Origin of the sequence: Mesorhizobium sp. Root102 (assembly GCF_001425625.1) — a bacterium.
In the GTDB taxonomy this organism is placed as follows: Bacteria; Pseudomonadota; Alphaproteobacteria; order Rhizobiales; family Rhizobiaceae; genus Mesorhizobium.
Genome location: NZ_LMCP01000012.1, coordinates 356,561 through 381,378 on the forward strand (window position 1 = coordinate 356,561; position 24,818 = coordinate 381,378).

A 24,818-nucleotide genomic window follows, 5' to 3' on the forward strand; every position below is an offset into this window, starting at 1 on the left:
ATCCAGGAGACAGCCGTGAACAAGCTCTCGATGACCCGACGCGCCTTCGTCACCTCCGCCAGCGCCGTCGGCCTGGCCGGCGTTTCGAGCCTGGCGCTGCCCTACTATTCGCGTGCCAACCAGCGGCCGGCCTTCACCCATGGCGTCCAGTCAGGCGATGTCGACGCAACCAGCGGCATGGTGTGGACGCGCACCGACCGCCCGTCGCGCGTCATGTTCGAGGTGTCGTCGACGGAGAATTTCGCCAATGCGACACGCCTGGCGCCGCTCGATACCTCGCCGGCCAGCGACTACACGGTCAAGCGGCTGCTCACCGACCTCGCTTCCGATCAGGACATCTTCTACCGCATGACATCAGCCGATCTCGCCGACATCAATGCCGTTTCCGAGCCGATCACCGGGCGCTTCAGGACGGCGCCGGCTTCGAAGCGCGACATCCGCTTCGCCTGGTCAGGCGACACCGCCGGCCAGGGCTGGGGCATCGACGAGACCGGCATGAAGACCTACGCCACGATCGGCAAGCACACGCCCGACTTCTTCCTGCATTCTGGTGACACCATCTATGCCGACGGCGCCATGAAGGACGAGGTCGACCTGCCCGGCGGCGGCAAGTGGAAGAACGTCGTGCTGATCAACGGCAAGCGCAAGGTCGCCGAGACGCTGGACGAATACCGAGACCAGTGGAAATACAACATGATGGACAGGAACGTGCTTGGCCTGAGCGCCATCTGCCCGACCTTCTACCAGTGGGACGACCACGAAGTGCTGAACAACTGGTCGGATTCGAAGGATCTCAGCGCCGACAATCGCTACACGGAGAAATCCATCAACGTGCTGGCGGCCCGCGCGGCGCGCGCCTTCCATGAAATGACGACGATCCGCTACGAACCGTCCGAGCCCGGCCGCGTCTATCGCAAAATTGCCTATGGGCCGCTGCTCGACGTGTTCTTCCTCGACATGCGCTCCTATCGCGGCCCCAACGGTCCTGGCATGCAGGATGAGATGACGCCGCAATCGCGCATGCTGGGCGAACAGCAGACGAAATGGCTGAAGCGCGAACTGGCGAATTCGAAGGCGACCTGGAAAATCATCGCCGCCGACATGCCGCTCGGCCTCGTCGTCTGGGACGATGGCGCCAAGAAGGCCGGCGCCGAAGCGGTCAGCAATGGCGACAATGGCTTGCCAAAAGGGCGCGAGCTCGAGATCGCCGACCTGCTGCGCTTCATCAAGAATGCCGGCATCAGCAACACCGTCTGGCTGACCGCCGACGTGCATTATACGGCTGCGCACTACTACAACCCGGACAAGGCGCAGTTCCAGGATTTCAATCCGTTCTGGGAATTCGTCTCAGGTCCCATCCATGCCGGCACGTTCGGCCCGAACGATTTCGACACGACGTTCGGCCCGGAGCTGAAGTTCATCAAGGCGCCGAGCGCCGAGCAAGGCCAGAACCTGCCGCCATCGGCCGGCCTGCAGTTCTTCGGGCTTGTCGACATCAACGGTGCCAGTGAGCAGATGACCGTGCGGTTGATGGATCGCGACGACAACGAGCTCTACAAGGTAACGCTCGACCCGGTGCGGTCGGCGTAAGCGCGCGCTCTGTTGGAAAGGTGTCGCGCGTCCAGGGCGCGCGGCGTCTTAGTCCGGGTAGCAGACCATCGGAATATTAGGCCACACGGCGCTGTCGCAGTTGGCGCTGACCTGCCTCTGCTTGAAGGCGGCGCTGACCGGGCCGGTCACCATCGGGTCTACGCCGTCCGGTGCATCGGCAAAGATCTGCTCGGCGGTCTGCGTGTCGGACTGCACAACTGCGCGCGCGCCCTTCTGCGTCGCGGCCGACTGCGCGGCGTTTGCGGCCAGCAGGACGGCGAAGGCAACGGACGCGATGAGCGGCCAGAATCGGTTGAGTCTATCGGTCATGACGTTCGAACTGCCCGGGCCCTGAAAGGTTCCCGCCTTGGTTAACAAAACCATCTCACACGCAGATGCTTAAGATTTGATGAGTATTTGGTGTCGCGCCTCCTCTTTCGCAACTGCGAAAAACCCTGTATGAGCCGCGCAACCGAAAGAGGCAGCGCCTTTTGGCCTGCTGCCTGCAACGCTTCCGAGACCAGAACATGAAAATCCGTAATATCGCGATCATCGCGCACGTCGACCATGGAAAAACCACCCTTGTCGACCAATTGCTCCGGCAATCCGGCTCCTTTCGCGACAATCAGCGCGTCGCCGAGCGCGCCATGGATTCCAACGACCTCGAAAAGGAACGCGGCATCACCATCCTTGCCAAGGCGACCTCGGTCGACTGGAAGGATACCCGCATCAACATCGTCGACACCCCTGGCCACGCCGATTTCGGTGGCGAGGTCGAACGCATCCTGTCGATGGTCGATTCGGCCATCGTGCTGGTCGACGCCGCAGAAGGGCCGATGCCGCAGACCAAATTCGTCGTCGGCAAGGCACTCAAGGTCGGCCTGAAGCCGATCGTCGTCATCAACAAGATCGACCGCCCGGACGCCCGCCATGTCGAGGTGGTCAACGAAGTGTTCGACCTGTTTGCAGCGCTCGACGCCACCGACGACCAGCTCGACTTCCCGATTCTGTACGGTTCAGGCCGTGACGGCTGGGTTTCGGAAAATCCGGAAGGCCCCAAGGATCAGGGCCTGGCGCCGCTGTTCGACCTGGTCATCAAGCATGTGCCGGCGCCGACCGTGCATCCCGGACCGTTCCGCATGATCGGCACCATCCTGGAAGCCAATCCGTTCCTCGGCCGCATCATCACCGGCCGCATCGAGAGCGGCACGCTGAAGTCCAACCAGCCCGTCAAGGTGCTGCACCATGACGGCACGCTGGTCGAAACCGGCCGTATTTCCAAGATACTCGCTTTCCGCGGCCTCGAACGCCAGCCGATCGAGGAAGCCCAGGCGGGCGACATCGTCGCCATTGCCGGCCTGTCGAAAGGCACCGTCGCCGACACCTTCTGCGATCCGGCGGTGAGCGAGCCGCTGCATGCGCAGCCGATCGATCCGCCGACCGTGACCATGTCGTTCCTGGTCAACGATTCGCCACTGGCCGGTACCGAAGGCGACAAGGTGACCAGCCGCGTCATCCGCGACCGTCTGTTGCGCGAGGCCGAAGGCAATGTCGCGCTGAAGATCGAGGAATCGCCGGACAAGGATTCGTTCTTCGTCTCCGGCCGCGGCGAATTGCAGCTGGCCGTGCTGATCGAGACGATGCGCCGCGAAGGTTTCGAGATCGCCGTGTCGCGTCCGCGCGTCGTCATGCAGAAGGGTGAGAACGGCGACCTGCTCGAGCCGGTCGAGGAAGTCGTCATCGACGTCGACGAGGAACATGCCGGCATCGTCGTGCAGAAGATGTCGGAGCGCAAGGCCGAGATGGTCGAGCTGCGTCCGTCCGGCGGCAACCGCCAGCGCATCGTCTTCCACGCGCCGACGCGCGGCCTGATCGGCTACCAGTCGGAACTGTTGACCGACACGCGCGGCACCGCCGTGATGAACCGGCTGTTCCATGCCTATGAGCCTTACAAGGGCGAATTGCCGGGCCGCACCAATGGCGTGCTGATCTCCAACGAGCAGGGCGAGGCGGTGGCCTATGCCATGTGGAACCTTGAAGACCGTGGTCCGATGGTCATCGATCCCGGCGTCAAGGTCTATCAGGGCATGATCATCGGCATCCATTCCAGAGACAACGATCTCGAAGTGAATGTGCTGAAAGGCAAGAAGCTGACCAACATCCGCGCCGCCGGCAAGGATGAGGCGGTCAAGCTGACCCCGCCGATTCGCATGACGCTGGAGAAGGCCTTGGCCTGGATCCAGGACGACGAGCTGGTCGAGGTGACGCCGAAGACCATCCGTCTGCGCAAGCTCTATCTCGATCCGAACGAGCGCAAGCGCTTCGAGAAGTCAGCCAAGGCGGTCGGCGCGGCGTAAGCTCGCTATTTTTCCAACAGCCGAGAGGGGCGGAGCAAACCAGTGCTCCGCCCCTTTTCGTTCACCCACCGGCAGCCGCGATGATGGTCTGCCGATCGACCTCGCCGGACAGATCGATGTGGATCGTCATGCCCTCGCGGGCCGGCTTGCGCAGGGCCTTCGCCCCGTCCCGGCCAAGGATCAGCAATCGTTTCTCTTCCAGCGCTTGAAGCCGTGATCGCGAGATGCCGAGTTCGCCGGCGAGCAAACGATCGAGCCGGAGCGACGTCGGCATTTCGAGTCCAAGCTGGAGTTCCAGCACGGTCGCGGCTTCCCTGGTGTCGCCGAGCCTGCGCTTGTGCACGGCGACGTCGGGGAATTCCTCGACATGTCCCACCCGGCTGCGCAGCGCAACCACGTCGAAAGCATGGCGGCGGGAGAGTGCCGGATCGTTGTTTTCGAGCGCCTGTAGCAAGGCAGGCTCGATGTCGCGGCGGTTGCAGCGCTCGAAAATGTCGAAATTCCAGGAATTGTTGCAGTCGGTGCAGCGATAGATCAGCCACACATCAATACGCTTGCCATTGGCGTTGACGCGGAATTTTCCGCTGCTGCAATAGGCCTTCACAGTGCCGCAGCGATTGCAGTTGATGAGCGGTCGAGGTGCGGTCTTGGGCGCGATTGCCCAATGGATACGCAGAATTCCAGACATGCCGATAAGCCCTTCCCGTCGGGAAGTTCGCCAGGTCGGCGATGTCGAGATGCCCATGCGGGCACGGCGTGGCGAGAGGCTGCGGTTCTTGGAAATCAGGTGTCACGGGCGGAAAGCGCGCGACAGCGGTTCAGCAGTGCCAAACCGGTCTCGAACCGCCGCCCAGAAGAACACATGAACATGAAAACAGACACCGCGAATGCGGTGTTGTGCAGTGTGTCGGGGGAGTTGACGAGACCGGCGATTACGTAGGCAAAGTGAAGCTCAAAATTGTTTCGCGGCGACCTCTCTAGCCGCGGGATGCCGGACCGACAAGCGCCTTTTTGTCGGTGCTACCGCAGCCGAGCCACTTGCGCTAATGTCTGATATCGAAGGTTTTCAACCAGAGACCCTGGCCATGCACCACACCTCGCTCCTCATCTTCGCCGGCGCTTTGTTCGTTGCCGCCGGTTCACCCGGTCCGTCGATCGCGGCCCTCGTCGCGCGCGTTATCGCGAAAGGCTTTCGCGACGTGTTCCCGTTTCTGCTCGCCATGTGGATCGGCGAGGGCATCTGGCTGTCGCTGGCGGTGTTAGGGCTGGCCGTCGTAGCGCAGACCTTCCATTTCGCCTTCGTAGTCGTGAAATGGGTCGGCGTTGCCTATCTCGCTTACCTCGCCTGGAAGATGTGGACCGCCCCCGTCGATGCGAAAGAGGGCGAGATGCCGCGCGAGGATTCTCCGACAAAGCTGTTCTTCGCCGGCATGGCGGTGACGCTCGGCAATCCCAAGATCATGATGTTCTACCTGGCGCTGCTGCCGACCATCATCGACCTTGCTTCGGTCAGCATCGTCGGCTGGGTCGAGCTGACGGCGACAATGGCCGTGGTGCTGGTCGCCATCGATCTCGCCTGGGTGCTCGCTGCATCACAGGCGCGCAAGCTTTTGAAGAGCAAGCGCGCCATGAAGATCGCCAACCGCCTCAGCGCCACGACCATGGCCGGCGCGGCAGCGGCCATCGCGGCGCGGTCCTGAGCCGAAGCGTCCGCCCATCATATTGATGATCGGCGCGATCTCGACGTTGCAGTTCGGCTCCATCAGAATCGGACAGTCCCTAGTCTTGCTGGCAGCGTCATCGATGTCCTTTGCCTCGATGATCGAATAGCCGCCGGTCGGGTTGCTGCCGCCATGTTCTCGATCTTGCCTTCGGCAAGACGGTCTTCGACTGCCGGCTTGCGGTCACGCCGCCTGCCGATCATCGGACCAAACCGGCAAACAAGTAACGAGAATGCGAAATTGCTAATATAAGGCCTGGCTGGATTCCAGCTGCCGAGCCTCACCGAGCCATGGCATGGTATTCGTCGTTCGGCCGCATATCGATTGCCGCGGCCACCCGGTTCGACATGTTGAAGAAGGCCGCGGTCGAGGCGATGTCCCAGATGTCGCGGTCGGTGAAACCGGCCTTGCGCAGTGCCGCCCGGTCGGCCTCGACGACCTTCGCCGGCTCCTCCGTCAGCTTGGCGGCGAATTCGAGCATCGCCGCCTGCTTCGGCGAAAGCTCGGCGGCGCGGAAATTCATCACCATCATTTCACCGAGCGCCGGGTCGCCGGACAGCTGACGCACCGCAGCGCCATGCGCGGTCAGGCAATAATAGCAGTGGTTGATCGAGGAGACGGCGACCGCGATCATCTCGCGTTCCAGCTTCGACAGGCCGGAATCACCCAGCATCAGATCATTGTACATGTCGGTGAAAGCACGCAGCTTCTTCTCGTCGAAGGCGTAGGCGCGCAACACGTTGGGAACCAGGCCGAGCTTCTCTTCGCATTTGGCGAAATAGGCTTTTGTCGCCTCACTCAGCTCCGCCTGGCCAAGGTCAAGCGCGGTGATTTTGCCGGTCATGGGTCATTTCTCCTCGTTGGGCGATGCCTTGTTGCCGAATTCCGATATTTCTTTGCAAGCCGTCAAACCTTTGTCGCCAAACAGCGGTCATCTGCTACCATAGTGGTAAAAGCATTGACGGGAGGGAAGTGCGTCATGGCCAGCGTGAAATCCGCGAGCAAGCCGAAGAAAAAAGCCACGGCAGCGACAAAAGCGGAGGAAAGGCCAGCCAGGCTTGCCGACTATCTGCTCGCCCGAGCGCCGGCTGAAGACATCGCCACCTATGAAGCGGCCGACCTCGAACGCGCCGCAGATCTCGCCGGCCGGGCGATTGCCGTTCACAAAAAAGGCGAGTGTGTCGTCGCCGTCGATGCCGATTCCGGCGTTGTGCGAGACGGCCGCCCGGTGACGGTCATCACCGTCGTCAACGACAACATGCCATTCCTGTTCGATTCCATCCTCGGCGAGATCACCGAGACATCAGGCGAACCGACGCTGGTCACCCATCCGGTCATCGTCGTGCGCCACGGCAAAGGCGGTGTGGATGAAATCCTCGGCGACGGCAATTTCGCCAAGGACGACGGCAACCACGACCGGCTGAGCGTCATCCATGTCCATATCCCGCGGCTGACCGCCGAGCAGGCCAGCGGATTGACAGAGCGGCTGCGCAAGATGCTCGGCCAGGTTCACGCCGCCGTGCACGACTGGAAGCCGATGCTGGCCCGCCTCGATCAGGCGATTTCCGAGTTCCGCTACTCGGCCGTGCCACTCGACAAGAAGAGCGTTGCCGAGGCCATCGCCTTCCTCGAGTGGCTGCGCGACGACAATTTCACCTTCCTCGGCATGCGCGAGTTCAAATACACCGGCGGCGAGGAAAGCGGCACGCTGGAGCGCGCAGACAAGCCCGGCCTCGGCATCCTCACCGACCCCGATGTGCTCGTGCTCAGGCGCGGCACCGAAGCGGTGACGACAACGCCGGAGATCCGCGCCTTCCTGCATGGGCCAGAGCCGCTGATCGTCACCAAGGCAAACGCAAAGTCTTCCGTGCATCGCCGCATCTATCTCGATTACATCGGCATCAAGACCTACACTGCAAAGGGCACGCTGGCGGGCGAATTGCGCATCGTCGGCCTGTTCACCTCGACCGCCTACACGCGTTCGGTGATGAAGATCCCATATCTTCGATCAAAGGCCGAAACCATCATCGCCAAGTCCGGCTTCGACCGGCACGATCACTCCGGCAAGGCGCTGATCAACGTTTTGGAGAGCTATCCGCGCGACGAATTGTTCCAGGTGCCGGTGCCGATCCTGAGGAAGCACGCCGCCGCCATTCTCGGCCTGGTCGAGCGGCCGCGCGTGCGGGCGCTGGTGCGCGCCGACCAGTTCGACCGCTTCGTCTCGATCCTCGTCTTCGTGCCGCGCGACCGTTACGACAGCGTCGTGCGCGAGAAGATCGGCAGCTATCTGAAGACCGTGTTCGAAGGCCGGTTGTCGGCCTACTACCCGGCCTTCCCCGAAGGCGGGCTGGCGCGCGTGCATTTCATCATCGGCCGTTCCGGCGGCAAGACGCCCAAGGTCGAGCAAGCGACGATCGAGGCGGCGATCCGCGACATCGTGCGCACCTGGGAAGATGCCCTTTCCGATGCGGCGGAGGCCAGTGGCGCCGACCAGGCGTTGAAGCGCATCGCCGCGCGGCTGCCGGAAAGCTACCGCGATTCGTTCAGCGCGGCGGTGGCGCTGGCCGATGCCGGGCGCATTGCCAAAATCAGCGCCAGCAATCCGATCGCCATCGACTATTATCGCCATGCCGAGCAGAAGCCGCACCAGGCGGCGCTGAAGATCTATCACCATGGCAGTCCGGTGGCGCTGTCGCGTCGGGTGCCGGTGCTGGAAAACATCGGCTTTCGCGTCATCAGCGAACGCACTTTCGAGGTCGGCGACGACCAGTCCGGCATGATCAATAGTGATCAGCCCGGCATGGTCTTCATCCACGACATGGAGCTGGAAAACAGCTACGGCAAGCCGATCGACTTGACGGACAGCGGCGCCCTGTTCGAGGACGCCTTCCTGTCCGTCTGGCGCGGCGACGTCGACAATGACGGCTATAACGGCCTCGCCCAGACCGCCGGCCTGTGGTCGGGCGAGATCACCATCCTGCGGGCCTATGGCCGCTACCTGCAGCAGGTCGGCATCCCGCAAAGCCAAGATTTCATCGCCGCCGCGCTCAATCGCTATCCCGAAATCGCGCGCGGCCTGCATGCGCTGTTCATCGCCCGGCTTGGTCCGAAGGCCGAAGGGGAAGGCGTCGTGGCGGCAAAGCATCTCAAGGCCAAGATCAAGGAGGCGCTGGAAGATGTGCCGAATATCGACGACGACACCATCATCCGGCGCTACCTCAACCTGATCGAAGCCTCGCTGCGCACCAATCATTTCGTTGCCGATACGAGGGCTAAAGGCCAATCGCTGGCGATCAAGCTCGATTCGCATGCGGTCGACGGTTTGCCGGCGCCGCGGCCGTGGCGGGAGATCTTCGTCTATGGCTCCGAGGTCGAGGGCGTGCATCTTCGCTTCGGCCCGGTGGCCCGCGGCGGCCTGCGCTGGTCGGACCGCGCCCAGGACTACCGCACCGAGGTGCTCGGCCTGGTCAAGGCGCAGCAGGTCAAGAATGCCGTCATCGTGCCGGTAGGCGCAAAGGGCGGCTTCTTCCCCAAGCGCCTGCCGGTGGGCGGCAGCCGCGATGCGATCTTCGAGGCCGGCACATCGGCCTACAAGAACTTCGTCTCCAGCCTGCTATCGATCACCGACAATATCGGCCTCGACGGTGTCATCCCGCCGGCCGGTGTCGTGCGCCGCGACCCGGACGATCCTTATTTCGTCGTTGCCGCCGACAAGGGCACGGCGACTTTCTCCGACACCGCCAACGCGATTAGCGAGAAGCATGGCTTCTGGCTCGACGACGCCTTCGCCAGCGGCGGCTCGGCCGGTTATGACCACAAGAAGATGGGCATCACCGCCAAGGGCGCCTGGGAGGCGGTCAAGCGGCATTTCCGCGAGATCAACCGCGACATCCAGACCTCGCCCTTCACCGTCGTCGGTGTCGGCGACATGTCGGGGGACGTGTTCGGCAACGGCATGCTGTTGTCGCCGAAGACCAGGCTGATCGCCGCCTTCGACCATCGCGATATCTTCATCGATCCCGATCCCGACATGGCGGCTTCGATGGCCGAGCGCGAGCGCATGTTCGCTTTGCCGCGTTCGAGCTGGCAGGACTACGACAAGACGAAACTGTCGGAAGGCGGCATCATCGTCTCGCGCAACCAGAAGTCGATCACCTTGCCGGCGGCAGCAGCGGCGGCGATCGGCCTGGGCAAAACCACCGCCACGCCGGTCGAGATCATGACCGCCATCCTCAAGGCGCCGGTCGATCTTCTCTGGTTCGGCGGCATCGGCACATATTTGCGGGCATCCACCGAAACCAATGCCGAGGTCGGCGACCGAGCCAATGACGCTATCCGCATCACCGCGCTCGACGTGCGCGCCAAGGTCATCGGCGAGGGCGCCAATCTCGGCGTCACGCAGCGGGCGCGCATCGAGTTCGGCCTGAATGGCGGCCGCTGCAACTCCGACGCCATCGACAATTCTGGCGGCGTCAACTGCTCCGACGTCGAGGTCAACATCAAGATCGCGCTGGCGTCCGCCATGCGCAAGGGATCGTTGACGCGGCCGGCACGCAACAAGCTGCTGGCCGAGATGACCGAGGAGGTCGGCTCGCTGGTGCTGTCCAACAACTACCAGCAGACGCTGGCGCTTTCGATCGCCCGCAAGCGCGGCCTTGCCGACATCGCGCACCAAAGCCGTTTCATGACGGCGCTGGAGGCACGCGGCCTGCTCGACCGCGCCGTGGAGACGCTGCCGTCGCCTGCGGCACTTGCCGAGCGCGAAGCGCGCGGCGAACCGCTGACACGGGCCGAGCTCGGCGTTCTGCTCGCCTATGCCAAGATCGTGCTGTTTTCCGACGTCGTCGCCAGCGACGTGCCGGACGATGCGCATTTCGACCGCGACCTGATGGGCTATTTCCCGGACCGGATGGCGAAGAAATACGCCACTGAGATCCATGGCCACAGGCTGCGCCGCGAGATCATCACCCGGGTCGTCGCCAACGATCTGGTCAATCGCGGCGGCCCGTCCTTCGTCGACCGGCTGCAGGAAGCCACGGGGTGCACCGCCGCCGACGTGGTGCGTACTTTCGCCGTCGTGCGCGACGGTTTTGCGCTGCCGGCGCTCTATCGCGAGATCGACGCGCTCGACAACCAGATCGACGGCCAGGTGCAGCTCGATCTCTATCAGATGGTCAGCCGGCTGATCTACGTGACCAGCGGCTGGTACCTGAAGAACGATGCCGGCACGGCACCCCTTGGCCAGCGCATCACTGAGCTGCAGGAAGCCCGCAAGGCGCTGGAACCCAAGCTCGTTTCGCTGCTGCCGGCCTTCTCGCGCGAGCGGATCGAAGAGAAACGCCACGGGCTGTTCAAGAGCGGCGCGCCAGAAAGGCTGGCCGAACAGCTGGCGCTGAGCGAGGTGGCGGAACTCATCCCCGACATCGCGCTGACGGCACGCACCGCCGGCGCCGACATCGTCGCCGCTGCCAAGGCGTTCTTCGCGGTCAGCGATGCCTTCCGCATCCCGCGTGTCGAGGACGCGGCACGCTCGATAACGCCCTCGGACTACTACGATCAGATGGCGCTTTCGCGCGCCACCGATACGATCGGCGCGGCACGGCGCGGCATCGCGGTGGCGGCACTCACCGGCCACGCCAAGACGGCCGATCCGGTGGCGGCCTGGCTGGAAGCCGGTGGCGAGCGGGTGGCGCGCATCCGCGAGAGGCTGCAGGCGCTGACCGAGGGCGGCGACATCACCGTGTCGCGGCTGTCGGTCGCGTCGGGGCTGATCAGCGATCTGACGGGGATGTAGTCTCGAAGCCTGGCGTTACCCTCCCGCTTGTGGGGAGGTCGCTGCGAAGCAGCGGGGTGGGGGGTGGCGCCGGACCCACCCGGACCCTCGGTCCGACCTACAAGGGGGAGGTCGGGGTTGGCGCCCATGCCCCGTTCACTCGGAAATCAAGGGGACAAGCCAATGAACGGCGGCGCGACGCTTGTTCGTTTGCGTGCCCATCGGAAAACATGCAGACATGGCGCGAGCCGCCAGCGACATGAGGCGATCGGAGGGGACATGACCGAGGTAGCAGTGCAGCGCGCGTCCGGGCGCGGCATCTGGGGATGGATGCTGTTCGACTGGGCGGCGCAGCCGTTCTTCACGGTCGTCACCACTTTTATCTTCGGGCCCTACTTCGTCTCGCGCATGGCCAGCAATCCGGAAACCGGCCAGGCGGCCTGGGGCTACGGCATCGCCGCGGCCGGCCTTGTCATCGCCGTGCTGTCGCCGATCCTCGGCTCGATCGCCGACCAGACCGGACCGCGCAAGCCGTGGATCGCGTTTTTCGCCGCGGTCAAGATCACAAGCCTTTGCCTGTTGTGGTTCGCGGCCCCCGGCTCTAACCTTTTCCTGGTCGTGCTGTTGTTCTCGCTGGCATCGGTCGCGGCCGAGTTTTCGACCGTGTTCAACGATTCGATGATGCCGCGGCTGGTGCCGAAGAGCGAGATCGGCCGGATTTCCAACATGGCCTGGGGCCTTGGTTATCTCGGCGGCATGATTGCGCTGATCTTCGTCGTCGCCTGCATGGCCGGTTCGCCGGAGACCGGCAAGACGATCATCGGCATCGAGCCGCTGTTCGGGCTCGACCCGAAGCTCGGCGAGGATGCACGCGCCACCGGGCCTTTGTCGGCCGGCTGGTACTTCCTGTTCATCCTGCCGATGTTCTTCTTCACCCCCGATGCCATCAAGGGACTGCCGATCGGTCCGGCGGTGCGAGAGGGATTGGCGGAGCTGAAAGTAACACTGGGTGAGGTGCGCAAGCGCAGCGGCATCTTCCGCTTCCTTGTCGCCCGCATGATCTATCAGGACGGAGTCAATGCGCTGCTGGCGCTGGGTGGCACTTTTGCGGCTGCAATGTTCCATTGGTCGATCACGGAGATCGGTATTTTCGGCATCATTCTCAACGTCGTCGCCATCTTCGGCTGCCTGGTTGCAGCCCGTCTCGACATGGCGCTTGGCTCAAAAACCATCGTGATGATTTCGCTGGTCCTGCTCAGCATCGCCACGATCGGCATCGTCTCGACCGGACCGGGCTACACTTTGTTCGGCCTCTGGATGATGCCTGGACCGGACAGTGGCGGCCTGTTCGGCACGGCGGCGGAAAAGGCCTACATCTTCTTCGGCCTGCTGATCGGCGTGGCTTTCGGGCCGGTGCAGGCGTCGTCGCGGTCCTACATGGCGCGCAGCGTCACGGCGGCAGAATCCGGCCGCTATTTCGGCATTTATGCGCTGGCCGGGCGGGCGACCAGTTTCCTGGCGCCGTTCATGGTCGCATCCGTCACCCTGGCCAGCGGCTCGGCGCGGCTCGGCATGGCGGTGATCGTGCTGTTCCTTGGGGTCGGCATGGCGATCCTGATCAAGACGCCCTATCCGGCGGACCGGCCAAGCGAATAGCCGCTCTTCCCTTCTCTCCCAAGGGAGAAGGAAAGGGCGCTAATGCCTGAAATGCCTCACACCCGTAAACACCATGGCGATGCCGTGCTCGTCGGCGGCGGCGATGACGTCCTTGTCGTTCATCGAGCCGCCGGGCTGGATGACGGCGGTGGCGCCGGCGGCGATCGCCGACAGCAATCCATCGGCGAAGGGGAAGAAAGCGTCGGAGGCGACGACCGAACCCTTGGTCAGCGGTTCGGCAAGGCCCGCGGCCTCGGCGGCGTCGAGCGCCTTGCGGGCGGCGATTCGTGAGGAATCGACCCGGCTCATCTGGCCGGCGCCGATGCCGACGGTGGCGCCGTCCTTGACGTAGACGATGGCGTTCGACTTGACGTGCTTGGCGATGCGGAAGGCGAATTTGAGGTCGGCCATTTCGGCGGGCGTCGGCGCGCGCTTGGTCACCACTTTCAGCTCGAGGTCGTCGACCACGGCATTGTCCCGGCCCTGGACGAGCATGCCGCCGGCGACGGATTTGACCGTCGTGCCTGATGTGCGCGGGTCCGGCAGGCCGCCGGCGACCAGCAGGCGCAGGTTCTTCTTCGCCGCGACGATCGCCGCTGCCTCGCCGGTTGCGCCGGGCGCGATGATCACCTCGGTGAAGGTCTTGACGATTTCTTCGGCGGCTTCGGCGTCGAGGACGCGATTCATGGCGACGATGCCGCCGAAGGCCGAGACCGGGTCGCAGGCGAGCGCCTTGGCGTAGGCCGCCTTTAGCGAGGTGCCTTCGGCGACACCGCACGGGTTGGCGTGCTTGATAATGGCGACGGCGGCGGAGCGTGCCGGATCGAATTCGCCGACCAGTTCGAAGGCGGCGTCGGTGTCGTTGATGTTGTTGTAGGACAGCTGCTTGCCCTGCAGCTGGCGCGCCGTGGCGACGCCCGGCCGCTTGTCGCCGTTGACGTAGAAGCCGGCGCTCTGATGCGGGTTCTCGCCGTAGCGCATCACCTCGACAAGCCTGCCGCCAAAGGCGCGCCATGTCGGATGCTCGATCTCGAGCGCTTCGGCGAACCAACCGGAGATCGCAGCGTCATAGGTGGCGGTGCGGGCAAAGGCCTTGGCCGCCAGCTTCTTGCGGAAATCCAGCGACAGCGAGCCGATGTTCATCTCCAGCGCGTTCAGCACCGAGGCGTAGTCGCCGGGATCGGTGACGATGGCGACATAGGCGTGGTTCTTGGCCGAGGCGCGGATCATCGCCGGCCCGCCAATATCGATGTTCTCGACGATCGATGCGTAGTCGGCGCCGGAGCGGCGGACCTCCTCGAACGGATAGAGATTGGAGACGACGAGATCGATCGGCTCGATGCCGTATTTGCGCATTGCCGCGGAATGCTCCGGGTCGTCGCGCACGCCCAGCAGCGCGCCATGCACGCTGGGATGCAAGGTCTTGACGCGGCCATCCATGATCTCGGGAAAACCGGTGAGCTCGGAGACGTCGCGCACCGCCAGGCCCGCTTCAGCGATCGCCTTTGCCGTGCCGCCGGTCGAGACCAGTTCGACACCAGCTGCTGCCAGCGCCGTGGCGAAATCGATGAGGCCGGTCTTGTCGAAGACGGAGAGCAGGGCGCGACGCACGGGAACGAGGTCAGGTGCGGGAATGTTCTTGGCGGCGACGGCCATGGGCTGGCGGCCTTTCACGGCTTGTGTGATGGATGCCCGCGCCCGTAGCACATGCCGCCCGGAAATCAAACCGGCGGTCAGGCAAGCTCAGTTGTTTTCCGGGTAACCGGCTATGCGGGTGCGCGTCAGCTGCCAGTGGACTTCGGCGACTTCCGAGGCCTTGAAGGCTAGCACGATCTGGCGGCTGCGGCGGGGGCCGCCGAGACCGGCGAAATAGATCGATTCCTCGACCTCCGGCACCACTTCGGCTGATGTGAACACCCAGGTGTCGGCCTGATCTGCGGCCAGCACCAGGCGATCATGCTCGTCCTGCAGGAGGTTGATGTCGGGGTGGACGTGGAAGCGGATGGTGACGAAGTCGCGTCCGTTGTTGCGGATTGCAGCGTTGCCGGGGCGCTGGAAACGGTCCCTGCCGGCCAGCACATTGCCGTTCGCCGACAGTTTCAGCTCGCGCTCATGCAGGAAGCCGAAGCGCGGGACATAGCCGTCGTGGCGGGCGATGAACCCCTGAACGCCCTTCTGGTCGGTACGCTTGCACTGCACATGCTGCGGGCCGCCGATCAACGGCGAACCGAGCAGGTCGTTGACGCGCAGCGAATGGCTGAAGCGTGCCGACGAGGTGTCGTTGATGGTGGCGGTCGAGTGCGCGGCGGTGGCGCGCGCCAGCGGCCGGAATTCAGCTGCGCCATAGGTGTCGATGCCGGCGTTGACGATGTAGTGCTGGCGGCCGGACGACAGTTCGAAGGCGAGGCAGCTGGCATGTGCTGCGTTGGACACGTCGACCGGCGGCGGCAGGCCGGTGTCGGCGATGACCGTGCTGCCACCCATCGACAGGCGCTCATAGCCGGAATGCGGCGCATGCAGCAGGGGCGCGCCAGCGGTATCGTCGTGGCGCAGGATGGTGGCGATGCGGTCGTGGATGGTGGCGCCCATACCGTTGAAGCGGGCGAGGCTGCCGTCCTGATGGCGGAAGAAGCGCAGCGCCGGCAGCATGCGGTCGATGGCGCCGATCAGTGCCTGCGGCGGCGTCTCCGCCTGGTTGGCATAGGTCTGGCGCAGCGGCAGAAGGTCGGCGAGGATTTCCAGGACGACCATCGGATTGCGCGAAATGTGCCCGCCGTCGGCGAGGATCTGGCGGTCGAGTTCCTCGGCAAGGTTTCGGGTTGCGCCGCGCAGTGCCGATGCCGGCGCCGGCAGGGACAACGCGGCGAAGGCGAGCGCGATGCGGGCCCGCAGCCTGTCCTTGCCGTCGGGCATTTCGCGCGCCATCGACCGGAGGTAGCGGATCTGGATGGCGAGCGACTTCAGGAAAGCGCGGTAGAAGGGGAACTCGGCCCCCTGCAGCACGACGGAGGAGTGCTGCAGCCAGGCGATGATGCGCTTGGCCGTAGTGCCTGGCTCCCAGGCGATGCCGGAAATATGGCTGCCATGCATGGCGATCCAGTCGGAGACCAGGGCGCGGGCATTGGCGGCTGCAAGCTCGGTGCCGGCGGCGCGCATATGGCGCAGCCAGCGAAAACCGTGCAGCGTCTTCTGCCAGCCGTGATTGGGTACGGTGATCTGGAAAGGCGACTTGCCCCCGGTCTCGACCAGATGTCCCGACAGGGGATAGCGGCCGTAATAAATCTCGAGTGCAATCTGCGGGTCGGCGAGGCGCAGGTCAGGCGGCGCTATGAGCACACGTTCGGGCGTGCGGCCGGAATAGCGCCAGCGATAGACAGGCCCGGCACGCAGGCGTCGGCGCGTCTTGCGCCAGAACTCCTTCGCGACAAGCGTCCACAGACGCGTCGTGCTGCTGGCAGCAAGTGCCAAAACCCCTCCTGATCGTCCTCTACCCCGGCGCCGAGTTTACATGATTGAACGACTCGTGCGAAGGCGAATTCCACGGGACCGTGCCGGTTCACCCGGTTTTGCCCCCGAGCCTCCCTAAAAAAGTCATTAAATCCAGTCAGTTAAATCCCAAAGCGCGCCGCTGTAATCCGATGCGAAGCACCTCAGGGTTGTGTTTCACATATGTCGTTGCCCCAAAACCGCTGCGGCATACATTAGCCGGCTCGACGCATCCGGGCGGCGAAGAAGCCGTCGAGGCCCGAGCGCTTCGGCGCGCCGAGGTCCAGGTCGGCGGGCGTGGTGCGCAGCGTGCCTTGCGGCGTCAGGAACGGATCGATGCCGGCAATCTCACCTTGCCGCAGCGGATCGTTGGCTATGTCAGCCCTGCCGGCCAGAAAGGCGCGATGGAGGTCCTCGCCTTCGAGCGGGTCGAGCGAGCAGTTGGAAAAGACGATCCTGCCGCCGGGTTTCACCAGCGTAACAGTGCGGGCGAGCAGCCTGCGTTGCAGGTCGGCGAGTTTCTCGACATCGGCCGCCGTCTTGGTCCATGGCACGTCGGGATGCCTCCGCACCGTGCCGGTCGACGAGCAGGGCGCGTCGAGGAGAACGGCGTCGAACAATTCCTTCGGCTCGTATTTGAGCAGGTCGGCCGGGACGATCTCGGCGGACAGGCCGAGGCGGTCGAGGTTCTGCGTCAGCCGCATTAGCCGGTTTTTCGAGGTGTCGACGGCGGTGACCTTGGCGCCGGCGAGAATGAGCTGCGCGGTCTTGCCGCCGGGAGCTGCGCAGAGATCGGCGACACGAAGCCCCCTGACATCGCCGAACAGCCGGGCCGGCAGACTGGCCGCGGCATCCTGGACCCACCAGGCGCCCTCGGCAAAGCCGGGCAATTCGATGACGGGTCCAACAAGCTTTTCCACCCGGACCGTGCCGGTCGGCAGAACGATGCCGCCGAGCTTTTCGGCCCAAAGCTCGGGATCGGCCTTGACCGAGAAATCGACCGGCGCCTCAACGCGGTGGGCTGCCAGGATCTGCCTGGCCTTCTCAGGGCCATAGGTGGACTTCAGCCGGTCGGAAAACCATTTGGGCGCTTCGTCGGTGGCGGCAAGGGCGGCAGGCAATTCCGTTTCCTTGGCGCGCGCGAGCGTGCGCAGCACGCCATTGACGAGGCCGGAGAAGCGCACCGTGCGCGGATCGGACTTGGCGTGGGTCACGGCCAGGTCGACTGCGGCGCTGTCGGGGATGTCGAGGAACAGGATCTGGGCCGCCGCCACATGCAAGATGTGCGACAAAGCAGTGGCATTGGGCGGCAGCGGCTTCTCCAGGCGTCGCGCCAGCAGCCCTGATATGGTCATGCGATAGCGTAGCGCGGTGACCAGAATGGCGCGCACGAGGCCGCGATCGCGCAAATCGAGCGCCTTGTATTGCGGGTGGCCGTTTTCGTGATCGGTCAGGCCGTCGAGCGGCGTCCTGGCGTCGATGACGGCGGCAAGCAGGCGCGCCGCCGCCTTGCGTGCGGCGAGGCCGGCAACGAAGTCGCCGCCGTCCTTGTTGTGTTCCTGATCACCTGAAACCGTGCGTCGAGGTCCTCTGTCCGCCACGCTCACGACCACCGGCCCTTGGGTCCGGTCGGGTTGCGGCCCCACGGGTTGGATTTCGGCCTGGCGGGCTCCGCCGGCTGCTCGGGCTGCGCGGCCTCGCCCCACGGGCCGGATGGCCGCTGTTCGTCCGCCTGCCGTGGCGCCTGGCGCGGAGCGGCCTGGGTTTCGCTGCCTTGCATCTGCTGCGCCATCGCCTGCAAGGCGGCGATGCGGTTTTCTGTGCTTGGGTGGGTGGAAAACAGACTGTCCATGCGCTCGCCGGAAAGAGGATTGATGATGAAGAGATGCGCGGTTGCCGGATTGCGCTCGGCATCGGGGTTGCGGATGCGTTCGGCGCCGCGGGCGATCTTGTCAAGGGCCGATGCCAGCCAGAGCGGGTGTCCACAGATTTCGGCACCGCGTCGGTCGGCCTCGTATTCGCGGGTGCGGCTGACCGCCATCTGCACGACCATCGCGGCAAAGGGCGCCACGATCATCGCCGCCAGCACGCCGACAAAGCCGAACGGGTTGTTGTTGTTGTCGTCGTTGTCGCGATTGCCGCCGAAGAAGAAGGCGAAATTGCCGAGCATCGAGATGGCGCCGGCAAAGGTGGCGACGATCGTCATGGTCAGCGTGTCGCGGTGCTGCACATGGGCGAGCTCGTGCGCCATCACGGCGGCGACCTCTTCAGGCGTCAGCGCCTGCAAAAGGCCGGTGGAGGCGGCGACTGCGGCGTTCTGCGGGTTGCGGCCGGTGGCGAAGGCGTTCGGCTGCGGATTGTCGATCAGATAGGTCTTCGGCATCGGCAGGTCGGCCTGTTTGGCCAGCGACTGGACGATGGCGTAATATTCGGGCGCGTTCCTTTCGTCGACCTCGACAGCGCGGTTCATCGACAGCACCATCTTGTCGGCGTTCCAGTAGCTGAACAGATTGGTGCCGGCGGCGAACAGGAAAGCGATCATCATGCCGCCCGATCCGCCGATCAAGAAGCCGACGCCCATGAACAGTGCGGTCATCGCGGCAAGAAGCATGGCGGTGCGGATGGTGTTCATCGTCTGCTCCTGTCCAACTGGTGGTGAAAGGGGGTCGATAGTCGTGCGTTCATCGCTATATGATGGGAAACGCCAGTTCCTGTTTCAATCCGTTGGAAGTATCGCGTGAACGACGAAACCAGTAAAATCGATGCCGACCTTGGCCATGATCCCTCGCCAAAGGCGCTGACGCCGGCAGCCAGACGGGCGCTCGCGGAGGCCGAAGCAAGGCGTGTAAAATATTTGGAGAAAGAAGCGGCAGCGCCGAAGGAAATCGGCGGCCGTGGCGGCAAGGAGCCCGGCCGCTATGGCGACTGGGAGGTCAAGGGCCTGACCAGCGACTTCTAAGGTATGTTGATATTCAGGTGATGCTGGCCTGCAAGCGTTGGTTTCCTGCGCTACCGGTGCTCACGTACTTTAGTACGCTCTGCTCCGGTTCTCGGAAACCAACGCTTTCGTCTCAGCCTGACCTGAATCTCAACACACCTTTAGACGGCGTTGCGCTACATCTTTAGGCGGCGCTGCGCTGCGGTTCCAGCGCGATCCAGCCATGCTCGTCGATGGTGATGCCAACCGTGTCGTAGCCTGCGATCGCGGCATGCTGCGTTGGCAAGGGATGCTTGTGCGTGGCGTTGATGACCATGACCGCCGCGCCCGCCGCCTCGGCTGCGGTGATGCCAGCCGGAGCATCCTCGAACACGAGGCAGTCGCGCGCATCGAAGCCCAGCCGTTCCGCGCCAAGCCGGAAGCAATCGGGCGCCGGCTTGCCGCGGGAGACATCTTCCGCCGCGACGAGGACGGAAGGGACAGGGATGCCGGCGGCCTGCATGCGCAACAGCGCCAGTTCACGCGGCGCTGAGGTCACGATCGCCCAGCGCTCGGGCGGCAGCGAATTGAGAAACGCCGCCGCGCCGACGATCTGGAGAATGCCGTCCAGATCGGCTGCCTCGGCCTTCAGCAGCAGATCAGCCTCATGCGCCGGGTCTACGCCCGGGAGTGCCAGGCCGGTGATGGTCTCGATCGCCCGTACGCCATGGATAGTCGGCAGGAAGGCGGCAACGTCGAGGCCCTGGCGGCTTGCCCAATCGCTCCACACCCGTTCCGCCGAGGCGATGGAATTGATGAGCGTGCCGTCCATATCGAAGAGGAAGGCCGCGAATTTTCTGCCTGAATACATGATTTTCCTTGAGTCCGGGGGAGCGCTTGTGGCGTTCCCGAACCTAACGTCTCGGCCACGGCAGGGGAAGACATGGGCCGGGCTTTTCGATCGGCCCAGGGAACCACGCCAGTCTTTTCGCGTTTGAGCAAAACTGTTTTTCGCGACGATCGAAGGGGGACTGCGATGCTGATCCGGCTCGGCTACGAAATCGCCATCGAATGCACCGAGGCCACCCCGGTGATTTCGCTGCTTGAGATCCACAAGGACCGCCAGGCCGACATCAAGCGGCAGACGCGCGTGCTGACCTCGCCGTCGGTGCCGACCAAGCTCTACCACGATCTGTACGGCAATGCCTGCCGCCGCTTCACCGCCCCCGCCGGCGGCTTTCGCATCCTTTACGATGCGGTCGTCGAGGACAGCGGCGACACTGACGAGGTCAACACGCTGGCCAGGGAAGTGCCGGTGGCGGAATTGCCCGACGAGGTGCTTGGTTATCTGCTGGGCAGCCGCTATTGCGAGACGGATCATCTGAGCGGCCTGGCCTGGCAGCTCTTTGGCCATGTCCCGCCGGGCTGGGCCCGCGTGCAGGCTATCGTCGATTATGTCCACAACCGGCTGTCCTTCGGCTACGGCTATGCACGCTCGACCCGCACCGCGGCGCAGGCGCATGAGGAACGGGTCGGCGTCTGCCGTGACTTCGCCCATCTGGCGATCACGCTGTGCCGCTGCATGAACATTCCGGCGCGCTATGTGAACGGCTATCTCGGCGACATCGGCGTGCCGGTCGATCCGGCGCCGATGGACTTCTCGGCTTGGCTGGAAGTGTTCCTCGACGGCAAATGGTACACGTTCGATGCCCGCCACAACACGCCGAGGACCGGCCGCGTCGTCATCGCGCGCGGCCGTGACGCCACCGACGTGCCGCTGCTGCACAGCTTCGGCCCGCACCGGCTCAGCCTGTTCAAGGTGTGGACCTACGAACAGGAAGGCAATTTGTTCAACCCGCCCTATCACGGCATCGACAGGACGGTCAGCGCACGGATGCTGGCCTAAACACGTTCTACGGTCTCGGAACATCTGGTCCGCTTCGGCACACAAGCCCTGTGCCGCAACAGGACGTCATCGGGCATTCCTGCGATCTTAGGTCAGATGATGGTAAGCGGTTTGTAAACGAAGCCGCGGCCGTGTCTTTTTGTTTACCAATCGTTCACCTTTGTGAAGCTCGAAACCAAACAAAAACAATGCGTTGGTGTTGAGCAGCCAGCCCTCCAGGGCGCGGCGGCGTCATCCGGCTGGAATCCTGCATTGTCCTTCCTGCGGCGACGAGGCCGAGGCGAGTGGAGGCTGTAGGATGCGGAATTACGGGGGTCTTGTTCACGCGGTCGGCGGGTTCGCCAGGGATCGCGGTGGAAATTTCGCAGTCCTGTTCGGCCTTGCTGCCTCGGTCTTGGCGCTGAGCGTCGGCTTTTCCGTCAACGTCTCGCAGCTGTACAATGCCAGATCGAGCCTTCAGGGCGTGGTCGACGCCGCGGTCACGTCGACGGCGCGCGACCTGACGACTGGCGTCATCAAGGAAGCCGACGCCAACAAATCGGTGCAGGCCTTTCTCGACGCCAACAGCCAGGCCGGCATCCTGCGGATCGATCAGATCGTGCTCGACAGCCTGATTGTCAGCAAGACCGCCAAGACGGTCCAGGCGGACGCCCATGTCGACGTCGCCCTGTATTTCCCGATTCTTGGCATGGGTGACATGAAGCGCGTCACCGCTTCAACGACGGCGCTCTATTCGGACAAGACCGTCGAAGTGGCGATGATGCTCGACATAACAGGATCGATGAGGAAGCGCGGCAAGGTCGACAAAATCCGCGATCTCAGAGCAGCTGCAAAAAACGCCGTTCTGACGATGCTGCAGAACCAGGATCCGAAGAACCCCCGCATCCGCGTCGCGATTGTGCCTTACGCATCAGGGGTGAACGCCGGCAAGCTGGCGGAAAACGTCTATGCCGAGAAGCAAGGGAGCTCTGAGCTGCCACCCGTCGCCGGCAGTCCGCTTCTCGTCGCCAAGACGGGCAAAAATCTGCTGCCCTCCTTCAGCGACTACACCTCCATCGTCGGCGCGGCGATGTCACATCCCGACAACTGCACCACGGAGCGCAAGGACAAGAACGGCAACGCGGATATGAGCGCCGATGGCCCAGACACTGTTCGCACAGACAGGAACGGCAAGAAATATTATGCCTTGGTCAATCGGGATGATCATCTCGATGGCGGAGGAATGAACAGGTGCCCTGATGCGGAAGTGATTCCGTTGACTGCCGATTCCGAAGCATTGCTTGGTTCGATCGACGACTTCCAGGCCGATGGTTATACGGCCGGCGCGATCGCCATTCAGTGGACCTACTACATGCTGTCGCCGCAATGGCGCACTGCGATCAAGAATGCCGGTCTCGGCAAAGGCGCCTCGGATGCCGACGCGAAGAAGATCGCCAAGGTCGCGATCCTGATGACCGATGGCCAATTCAACACCGCCTTCGCTGGTGCCGGGGGCAGCTACAACAGCCAGGGCAACCTTGCGCGCGGCAACGCCGAAACGCTGTGCGGCAACATGAAAAATGACGGCATCGAGATTTTCACCATCGGCTTCGATCTGAACAACAAGGACATGTCGGCAACCGAGCGGGACCAGGCAAAGGCGGTGCTGAAAGGCTGTTCATCGAAAGACGCCTCCGCCGCCAAGAGACATTTCTTCGAGGTGTCCACCGGGGCCGAATTGAACGACGCCTTTCAGGAAATCATCCGCAACACCGAAAAGGTCGCATTGACCCAGTAATCCGCAAACGTAAAAGGCCGCCGCTTCTTTCGAAGCTGGCGGCCTTCCGTGTTTCCGTCCGTGGCGCGGCCCTAGGCGATGACCCAAGAGGTCCTCCGCCGCGCATCTCGCGCCTTAACGGGAAGACTGCTTCCCGAAAGTGCAATCCGCTGAGGCCACGTTCTGGAAAACGAAATCACTCGACATCGGATCACCTCCTTTCGATCTGTTGAACACACTGAGATGATGGGGTCTCATTTGAGAAATGGCAAGGTGCCACCCTCAAAAAGCAGGGTGTGTGTCTTTCCAGACAGGCTGGCCAGACGGGCGGCTTGCAGTCCAGGGGCAAACAGACAACATTGGCGCTCTGGCTTTGGGGAGGAAGCATGGACGCCAACGACAAGGCCGCGCGGATCGTTCGAACGGTTGTTGAAACGCTGAAGCCGGGCTTTGCTGTCAAGCTCTGGACCGGCGAGCGCATTGGCCCCGCCACCGGCCCTGTGCTCACTGTCAACGATCAGGACATCGTCTGGCAGATGGTGAAGCGACCGTCCCTGTCGACGCTGATCGAGATGTGGATTTCCAAGACGATAGACATCGAAGACGGGACGATTTTCGATTTCTACGCCCTGCCGTCGCAAGGCAGGCTCAGAACCAAGATCAAGTCGCTGCCGAAGATGGCGATCCTGCGTGATCTGCCAGCCGTGCTGTTTTCAAGGAAACAGATGACGGCGCGGACCGATCTTTCGGGGCGCAATCCTTATGTCAGCGGTTCGAGCCAGGAAGCGATCCAGCATCACTATGACATTTCGAACGCCTTCTATCGGCTCTTCCTCGACGAGCGCATGGTCTACAGCTGCGGCTACTTCAAGGATTTCGCCAACAGCATCGACCAGGCGCAGATCGACAAGCTCGACCATATCTGCCGCAAGCTGCGGCTGAAGCCCGGCGAGAGGCTGCTCGACATCGGCTGCGGCTGGGGAGCGATGCTGATCCATGCCGCGAAGAACTACGGCGTCGTCGGCCACGGTGTCTCGTTGTCGGAAGCCCAGACGCAACTCGCCCGTGAGCGCATTCGCGCCGAGGGGCTGGAGGACAAGATCACGATTGAAATAAAATCCTACGCCGAGCTTACCGGTAGCTTCGACAAGATATCGTCGATCGGCATGTTCGAGCATCTAGGCCTCGCCAACCACGCCGCCTACTTTTCGACCGTTCACCGCCTGCTCAAACCCGGCGGCATCTACCTGCACCACGCCATCACCAGGCGCAGCAAGGGCGACATGAAAAAGACCTTGCGCAAGGGTCCGGAGTTCAAGGCGCTGATCAAATACATCTTCCCCGGCGGCGAACTCGACACGATCGGCATGACGCTCGGCAATCTCGAAGCCCACGGCTTCCTCGTCTACGATGTCGAGAATCTGCGTGAGCATTATGCCCGCACCTGCCGCCTATGGGCCGAGCGTCTGCACGCGCGGTTCGACGAGGCGATCGCCGAGGTAGGAGAAGCCAAGGCGCGCCTCTGGCTGCTTTATCTGACCGGCTGTTCGATCACCTTCGAACGCGCCTCGGCACAGATTTTCCAGACCGTCGTCACCAAGCGCGCGCGTGGCCCGAGCGGGCTGCCGCCGACGCGGGCGGATCTGTATCGGTAGC

Annotated in this window: 17 protein-coding genes; 9 read left to right on the forward strand and 8 right to left on the reverse strand. The window is 63.5% G+C overall.

Annotated features, from left to right (window positions below; all coding sequences use genetic code 11):
- Positions 1-15 precede the first annotated feature (15 nt).
- A complete protein-coding gene (locus ASD12_RS12945) occupies positions 16-1,590 on the forward strand; it encodes an alkaline phosphatase (protein ID WP_056586831.1) in 1,575 nt (524 codons plus the stop codon).
- Positions 1,591-1,638: 48 nt separating this feature from the next.
- On the opposite strand, the gene ASD12_RS12950 is transcribed toward ASD12_RS12945, so the two are convergent.
- Positions 1,639-1,920 (reverse strand): hypothetical protein, encoded by a 282-nt coding sequence (locus tag ASD12_RS12950; RefSeq protein ID WP_244482832.1) that lies wholly within the window; start codon positions 1,918-1,920, stop codon positions 1,639-1,641.
- Between the two features lie 197 nt (positions 1,921-2,117).
- On the opposite strand from ASD12_RS12950, the gene typA reads away from it, so the two are divergent.
- Positions 2,118-3,947, forward strand: a complete 1,830-nt coding sequence (gene typA, locus ASD12_RS12955) for a translational GTPase TypA (protein ID WP_056586063.1) — start codon at positions 2,118-2,120, stop codon at positions 3,945-3,947.
- A gap of 61 nt (positions 3,948-4,008) precedes the next feature.
- Here typA and ASD12_RS12960 read toward each other — a convergent pair whose 3' ends face one another.
- The gene (locus ASD12_RS12960) at positions 4,009-4,635 is read right to left on the reverse strand and encodes a DUF1062 domain-containing protein (protein WP_056586065.1); all 627 of its coding nucleotides are present in this window, start codon (positions 4,633-4,635) and stop codon (positions 4,009-4,011) included.
- A 397-nt stretch (positions 4,636-5,032) separates the two neighbouring features.
- On the opposite strand from ASD12_RS12960, the gene ASD12_RS12965 reads away from it, so the two are divergent.
- Entirely contained in the window at positions 5,033-5,647 is a 615-nt protein-coding gene (locus ASD12_RS12965) for a LysE family translocator (RefSeq protein WP_056586834.1), read from the forward strand.
- 301 nt (positions 5,648-5,948) lie between these two features.
- Here the strand turns inward: ASD12_RS12965 and ASD12_RS12970 are convergent, their stop codons facing one another.
- Positions 5,949-6,512, reverse strand: a complete 564-nt coding sequence (locus ASD12_RS12970) for a peroxidase-related enzyme (RefSeq protein WP_056586068.1) — start codon at positions 6,510-6,512, stop codon at positions 5,949-5,951.
- Positions 6,513-6,647: 135 nt separating this feature from the next.
- Between ASD12_RS12970 and ASD12_RS12975 the strand changes: the two genes are divergently transcribed.
- Positions 6,648-11,462 (forward strand): NAD-glutamate dehydrogenase, encoded by a 4,815-nt coding sequence (locus tag ASD12_RS12975; protein ID WP_056586071.1) that lies wholly within the window; start codon positions 6,648-6,650, stop codon positions 11,460-11,462.
- A gap of 258 nt (positions 11,463-11,720) precedes the next feature.
- A complete protein-coding gene (locus tag ASD12_RS12980) occupies positions 11,721-13,097 on the forward strand; it encodes an MFS transporter (RefSeq protein ID WP_056586074.1) in 1,377 nt (458 codons plus the stop codon).
- A 39-nt stretch (positions 13,098-13,136) separates the two neighbouring features.
- On the opposite strand, the gene purH is transcribed toward ASD12_RS12980, so the two are convergent.
- From purH to htpX, 4 genes are all read right to left on the reverse strand, one after another.
- Positions 13,137-14,753 carry a bifunctional phosphoribosylaminoimidazolecarboxamide formyltransferase/IMP cyclohydrolase gene (gene purH / locus ASD12_RS12985; RefSeq protein ID WP_056586077.1) on the reverse strand — a complete coding sequence of 539 codons (1,617 nt, stop codon included), beginning with the start codon at positions 14,751-14,753 and terminating at the stop codon, positions 13,137-13,139.
- An 87-nt stretch (positions 14,754-14,840) separates the two neighbouring features.
- Positions 14,841-16,565 carry a heparinase II/III family protein gene (locus tag ASD12_RS12990; protein WP_056586079.1) on the reverse strand — a complete coding sequence of 575 codons (1,725 nt, stop codon included), beginning with the start codon at positions 16,563-16,565 and terminating at the stop codon, positions 14,841-14,843.
- Positions 16,566-16,798: 233 nt separating this feature from the next.
- Positions 16,799-18,190 carry an RsmB/NOP family class I SAM-dependent RNA methyltransferase gene (locus ASD12_RS12995; RefSeq protein ID WP_162252247.1) on the reverse strand — a complete coding sequence of 464 codons (1,392 nt, stop codon included), beginning with the start codon at positions 18,188-18,190 and terminating at the stop codon, positions 16,799-16,801.
- Positions 18,187-19,215, reverse strand: coding sequence for a zinc metalloprotease HtpX (gene htpX / locus ASD12_RS13000; RefSeq protein WP_056586090.1), 1,029 nt, complete (start codon positions 19,213-19,215; stop codon positions 18,187-18,189). Before htpX ends, ASD12_RS12995 begins: the two co-directional genes overlap by 4 nt.
- Before the next feature lie 105 nt (positions 19,216-19,320).
- Here htpX and ASD12_RS13005 point away from each other — a divergent pair, with 105 nt between their 5' ends.
- A complete protein-coding gene (locus tag ASD12_RS13005; RefSeq protein WP_056586094.1) occupies positions 19,321-19,542 on the forward strand; it encodes a DUF1674 domain-containing protein in 222 nt (73 codons plus the stop codon).
- A 163-nt stretch (positions 19,543-19,705) separates the two neighbouring features.
- On the opposite strand, the gene ASD12_RS13010 is transcribed toward ASD12_RS13005, so the two are convergent.
- Positions 19,706-20,371, reverse strand: coding sequence for an HAD-IA family hydrolase (locus ASD12_RS13010; protein WP_056586096.1), 666 nt, complete (start codon positions 20,369-20,371; stop codon positions 19,706-19,708).
- A 165-nt stretch (positions 20,372-20,536) separates the two neighbouring features.
- Here ASD12_RS13010 and ASD12_RS13015 point away from each other — a divergent pair, with 165 nt between their 5' ends.
- The 3 genes from ASD12_RS13015 to ASD12_RS13025 all read left to right on the forward strand — a co-directional run bounded on the left by ASD12_RS13015 (position 20,537) and on the right by ASD12_RS13025 (position 24,817).
- Entirely contained in the window at positions 20,537-21,406 is an 870-nt protein-coding gene (locus ASD12_RS13015) for a transglutaminase family protein (protein ID WP_056586098.1), read from the forward strand.
- Positions 21,407-21,704: 298 nt separating this feature from the next.
- Positions 21,705-23,183, forward strand: a complete 1,479-nt coding sequence (locus ASD12_RS13020; protein WP_056586101.1) for a TadE/TadG family type IV pilus assembly protein — start codon at positions 21,705-21,707, stop codon at positions 23,181-23,183.
- 365 nt (positions 23,184-23,548) lie between these two features.
- Positions 23,549-24,817, forward strand: a complete 1,269-nt coding sequence (locus tag ASD12_RS13025; RefSeq protein ID WP_056586103.1) for a cyclopropane-fatty-acyl-phospholipid synthase family protein — start codon at positions 23,549-23,551, stop codon at positions 24,815-24,817.
- Position 24,818 lies beyond the last annotated feature (1 nt).

Bases quoted from the DNA above. Each gene is read 5' to 3' on its own strand.
- ASD12_RS12950 (WP_244482832.1), bottom strand. From the start codon at position 1,920: ATGACCGATAGACTCAACCGATTCTGGCCGCTCATCGCGTCCGTTGCC.
- typA (WP_056586063.1), top strand. From the start codon at position 2,118: ATGAAAATCCGTAATATCGCGATCATCGCGCACGTCGACCATGGAAAA.
- ASD12_RS12960 (WP_056586065.1), bottom strand. From the start codon at position 4,635: ATGTCTGGAATTCTGCGTATCCATTGGGCAATCGCGCCCAAGACCGCA.
- ASD12_RS12965 (WP_056586834.1), top strand. From the start codon at position 5,033: ATGCACCACACCTCGCTCCTCATCTTCGCCGGCGCTTTGTTCGTTGCC.
- ASD12_RS12970 (WP_056586068.1), bottom strand. From the start codon at position 6,512: ATGACCGGCAAAATCACCGCGCTTGACCTTGGCCAGGCGGAGCTGAGT.
- ASD12_RS12975 (WP_056586071.1), top strand. From the start codon at position 6,648: ATGGCCAGCGTGAAATCCGCGAGCAAGCCGAAGAAAAAAGCCACGGCA.
- ASD12_RS12980 (WP_056586074.1), top strand. From the start codon at position 11,721: ATGACCGAGGTAGCAGTGCAGCGCGCGTCCGGGCGCGGCATCTGGGGA.
- purH (WP_056586077.1), bottom strand. From the start codon at position 14,753: ATGGCCGTCGCCGCCAAGAACATTCCCGCACCTGACCTCGTTCCCGTG.
- htpX (WP_056586090.1), bottom strand. From the start codon at position 19,215: ATGAACACCATCCGCACCGCCATGCTTCTTGCCGCGATGACCGCACTG.
- ASD12_RS13010 (WP_056586096.1), bottom strand. From the start codon at position 20,371: ATGTATTCAGGCAGAAAATTCGCGGCCTTCCTCTTCGATATGGACGGC.
- ASD12_RS13015 (WP_056586098.1), top strand. From the start codon at position 20,537: ATGCTGATCCGGCTCGGCTACGAAATCGCCATCGAATGCACCGAGGCC.
- ASD12_RS13020 (WP_056586101.1), top strand. From the start codon at position 21,705: ATGCGGAATTACGGGGGTCTTGTTCACGCGGTCGGCGGGTTCGCCAGG.
- ASD12_RS13025 (WP_056586103.1), top strand. From the start codon at position 23,549: ATGGACGCCAACGACAAGGCCGCGCGGATCGTTCGAACGGTTGTTGAA.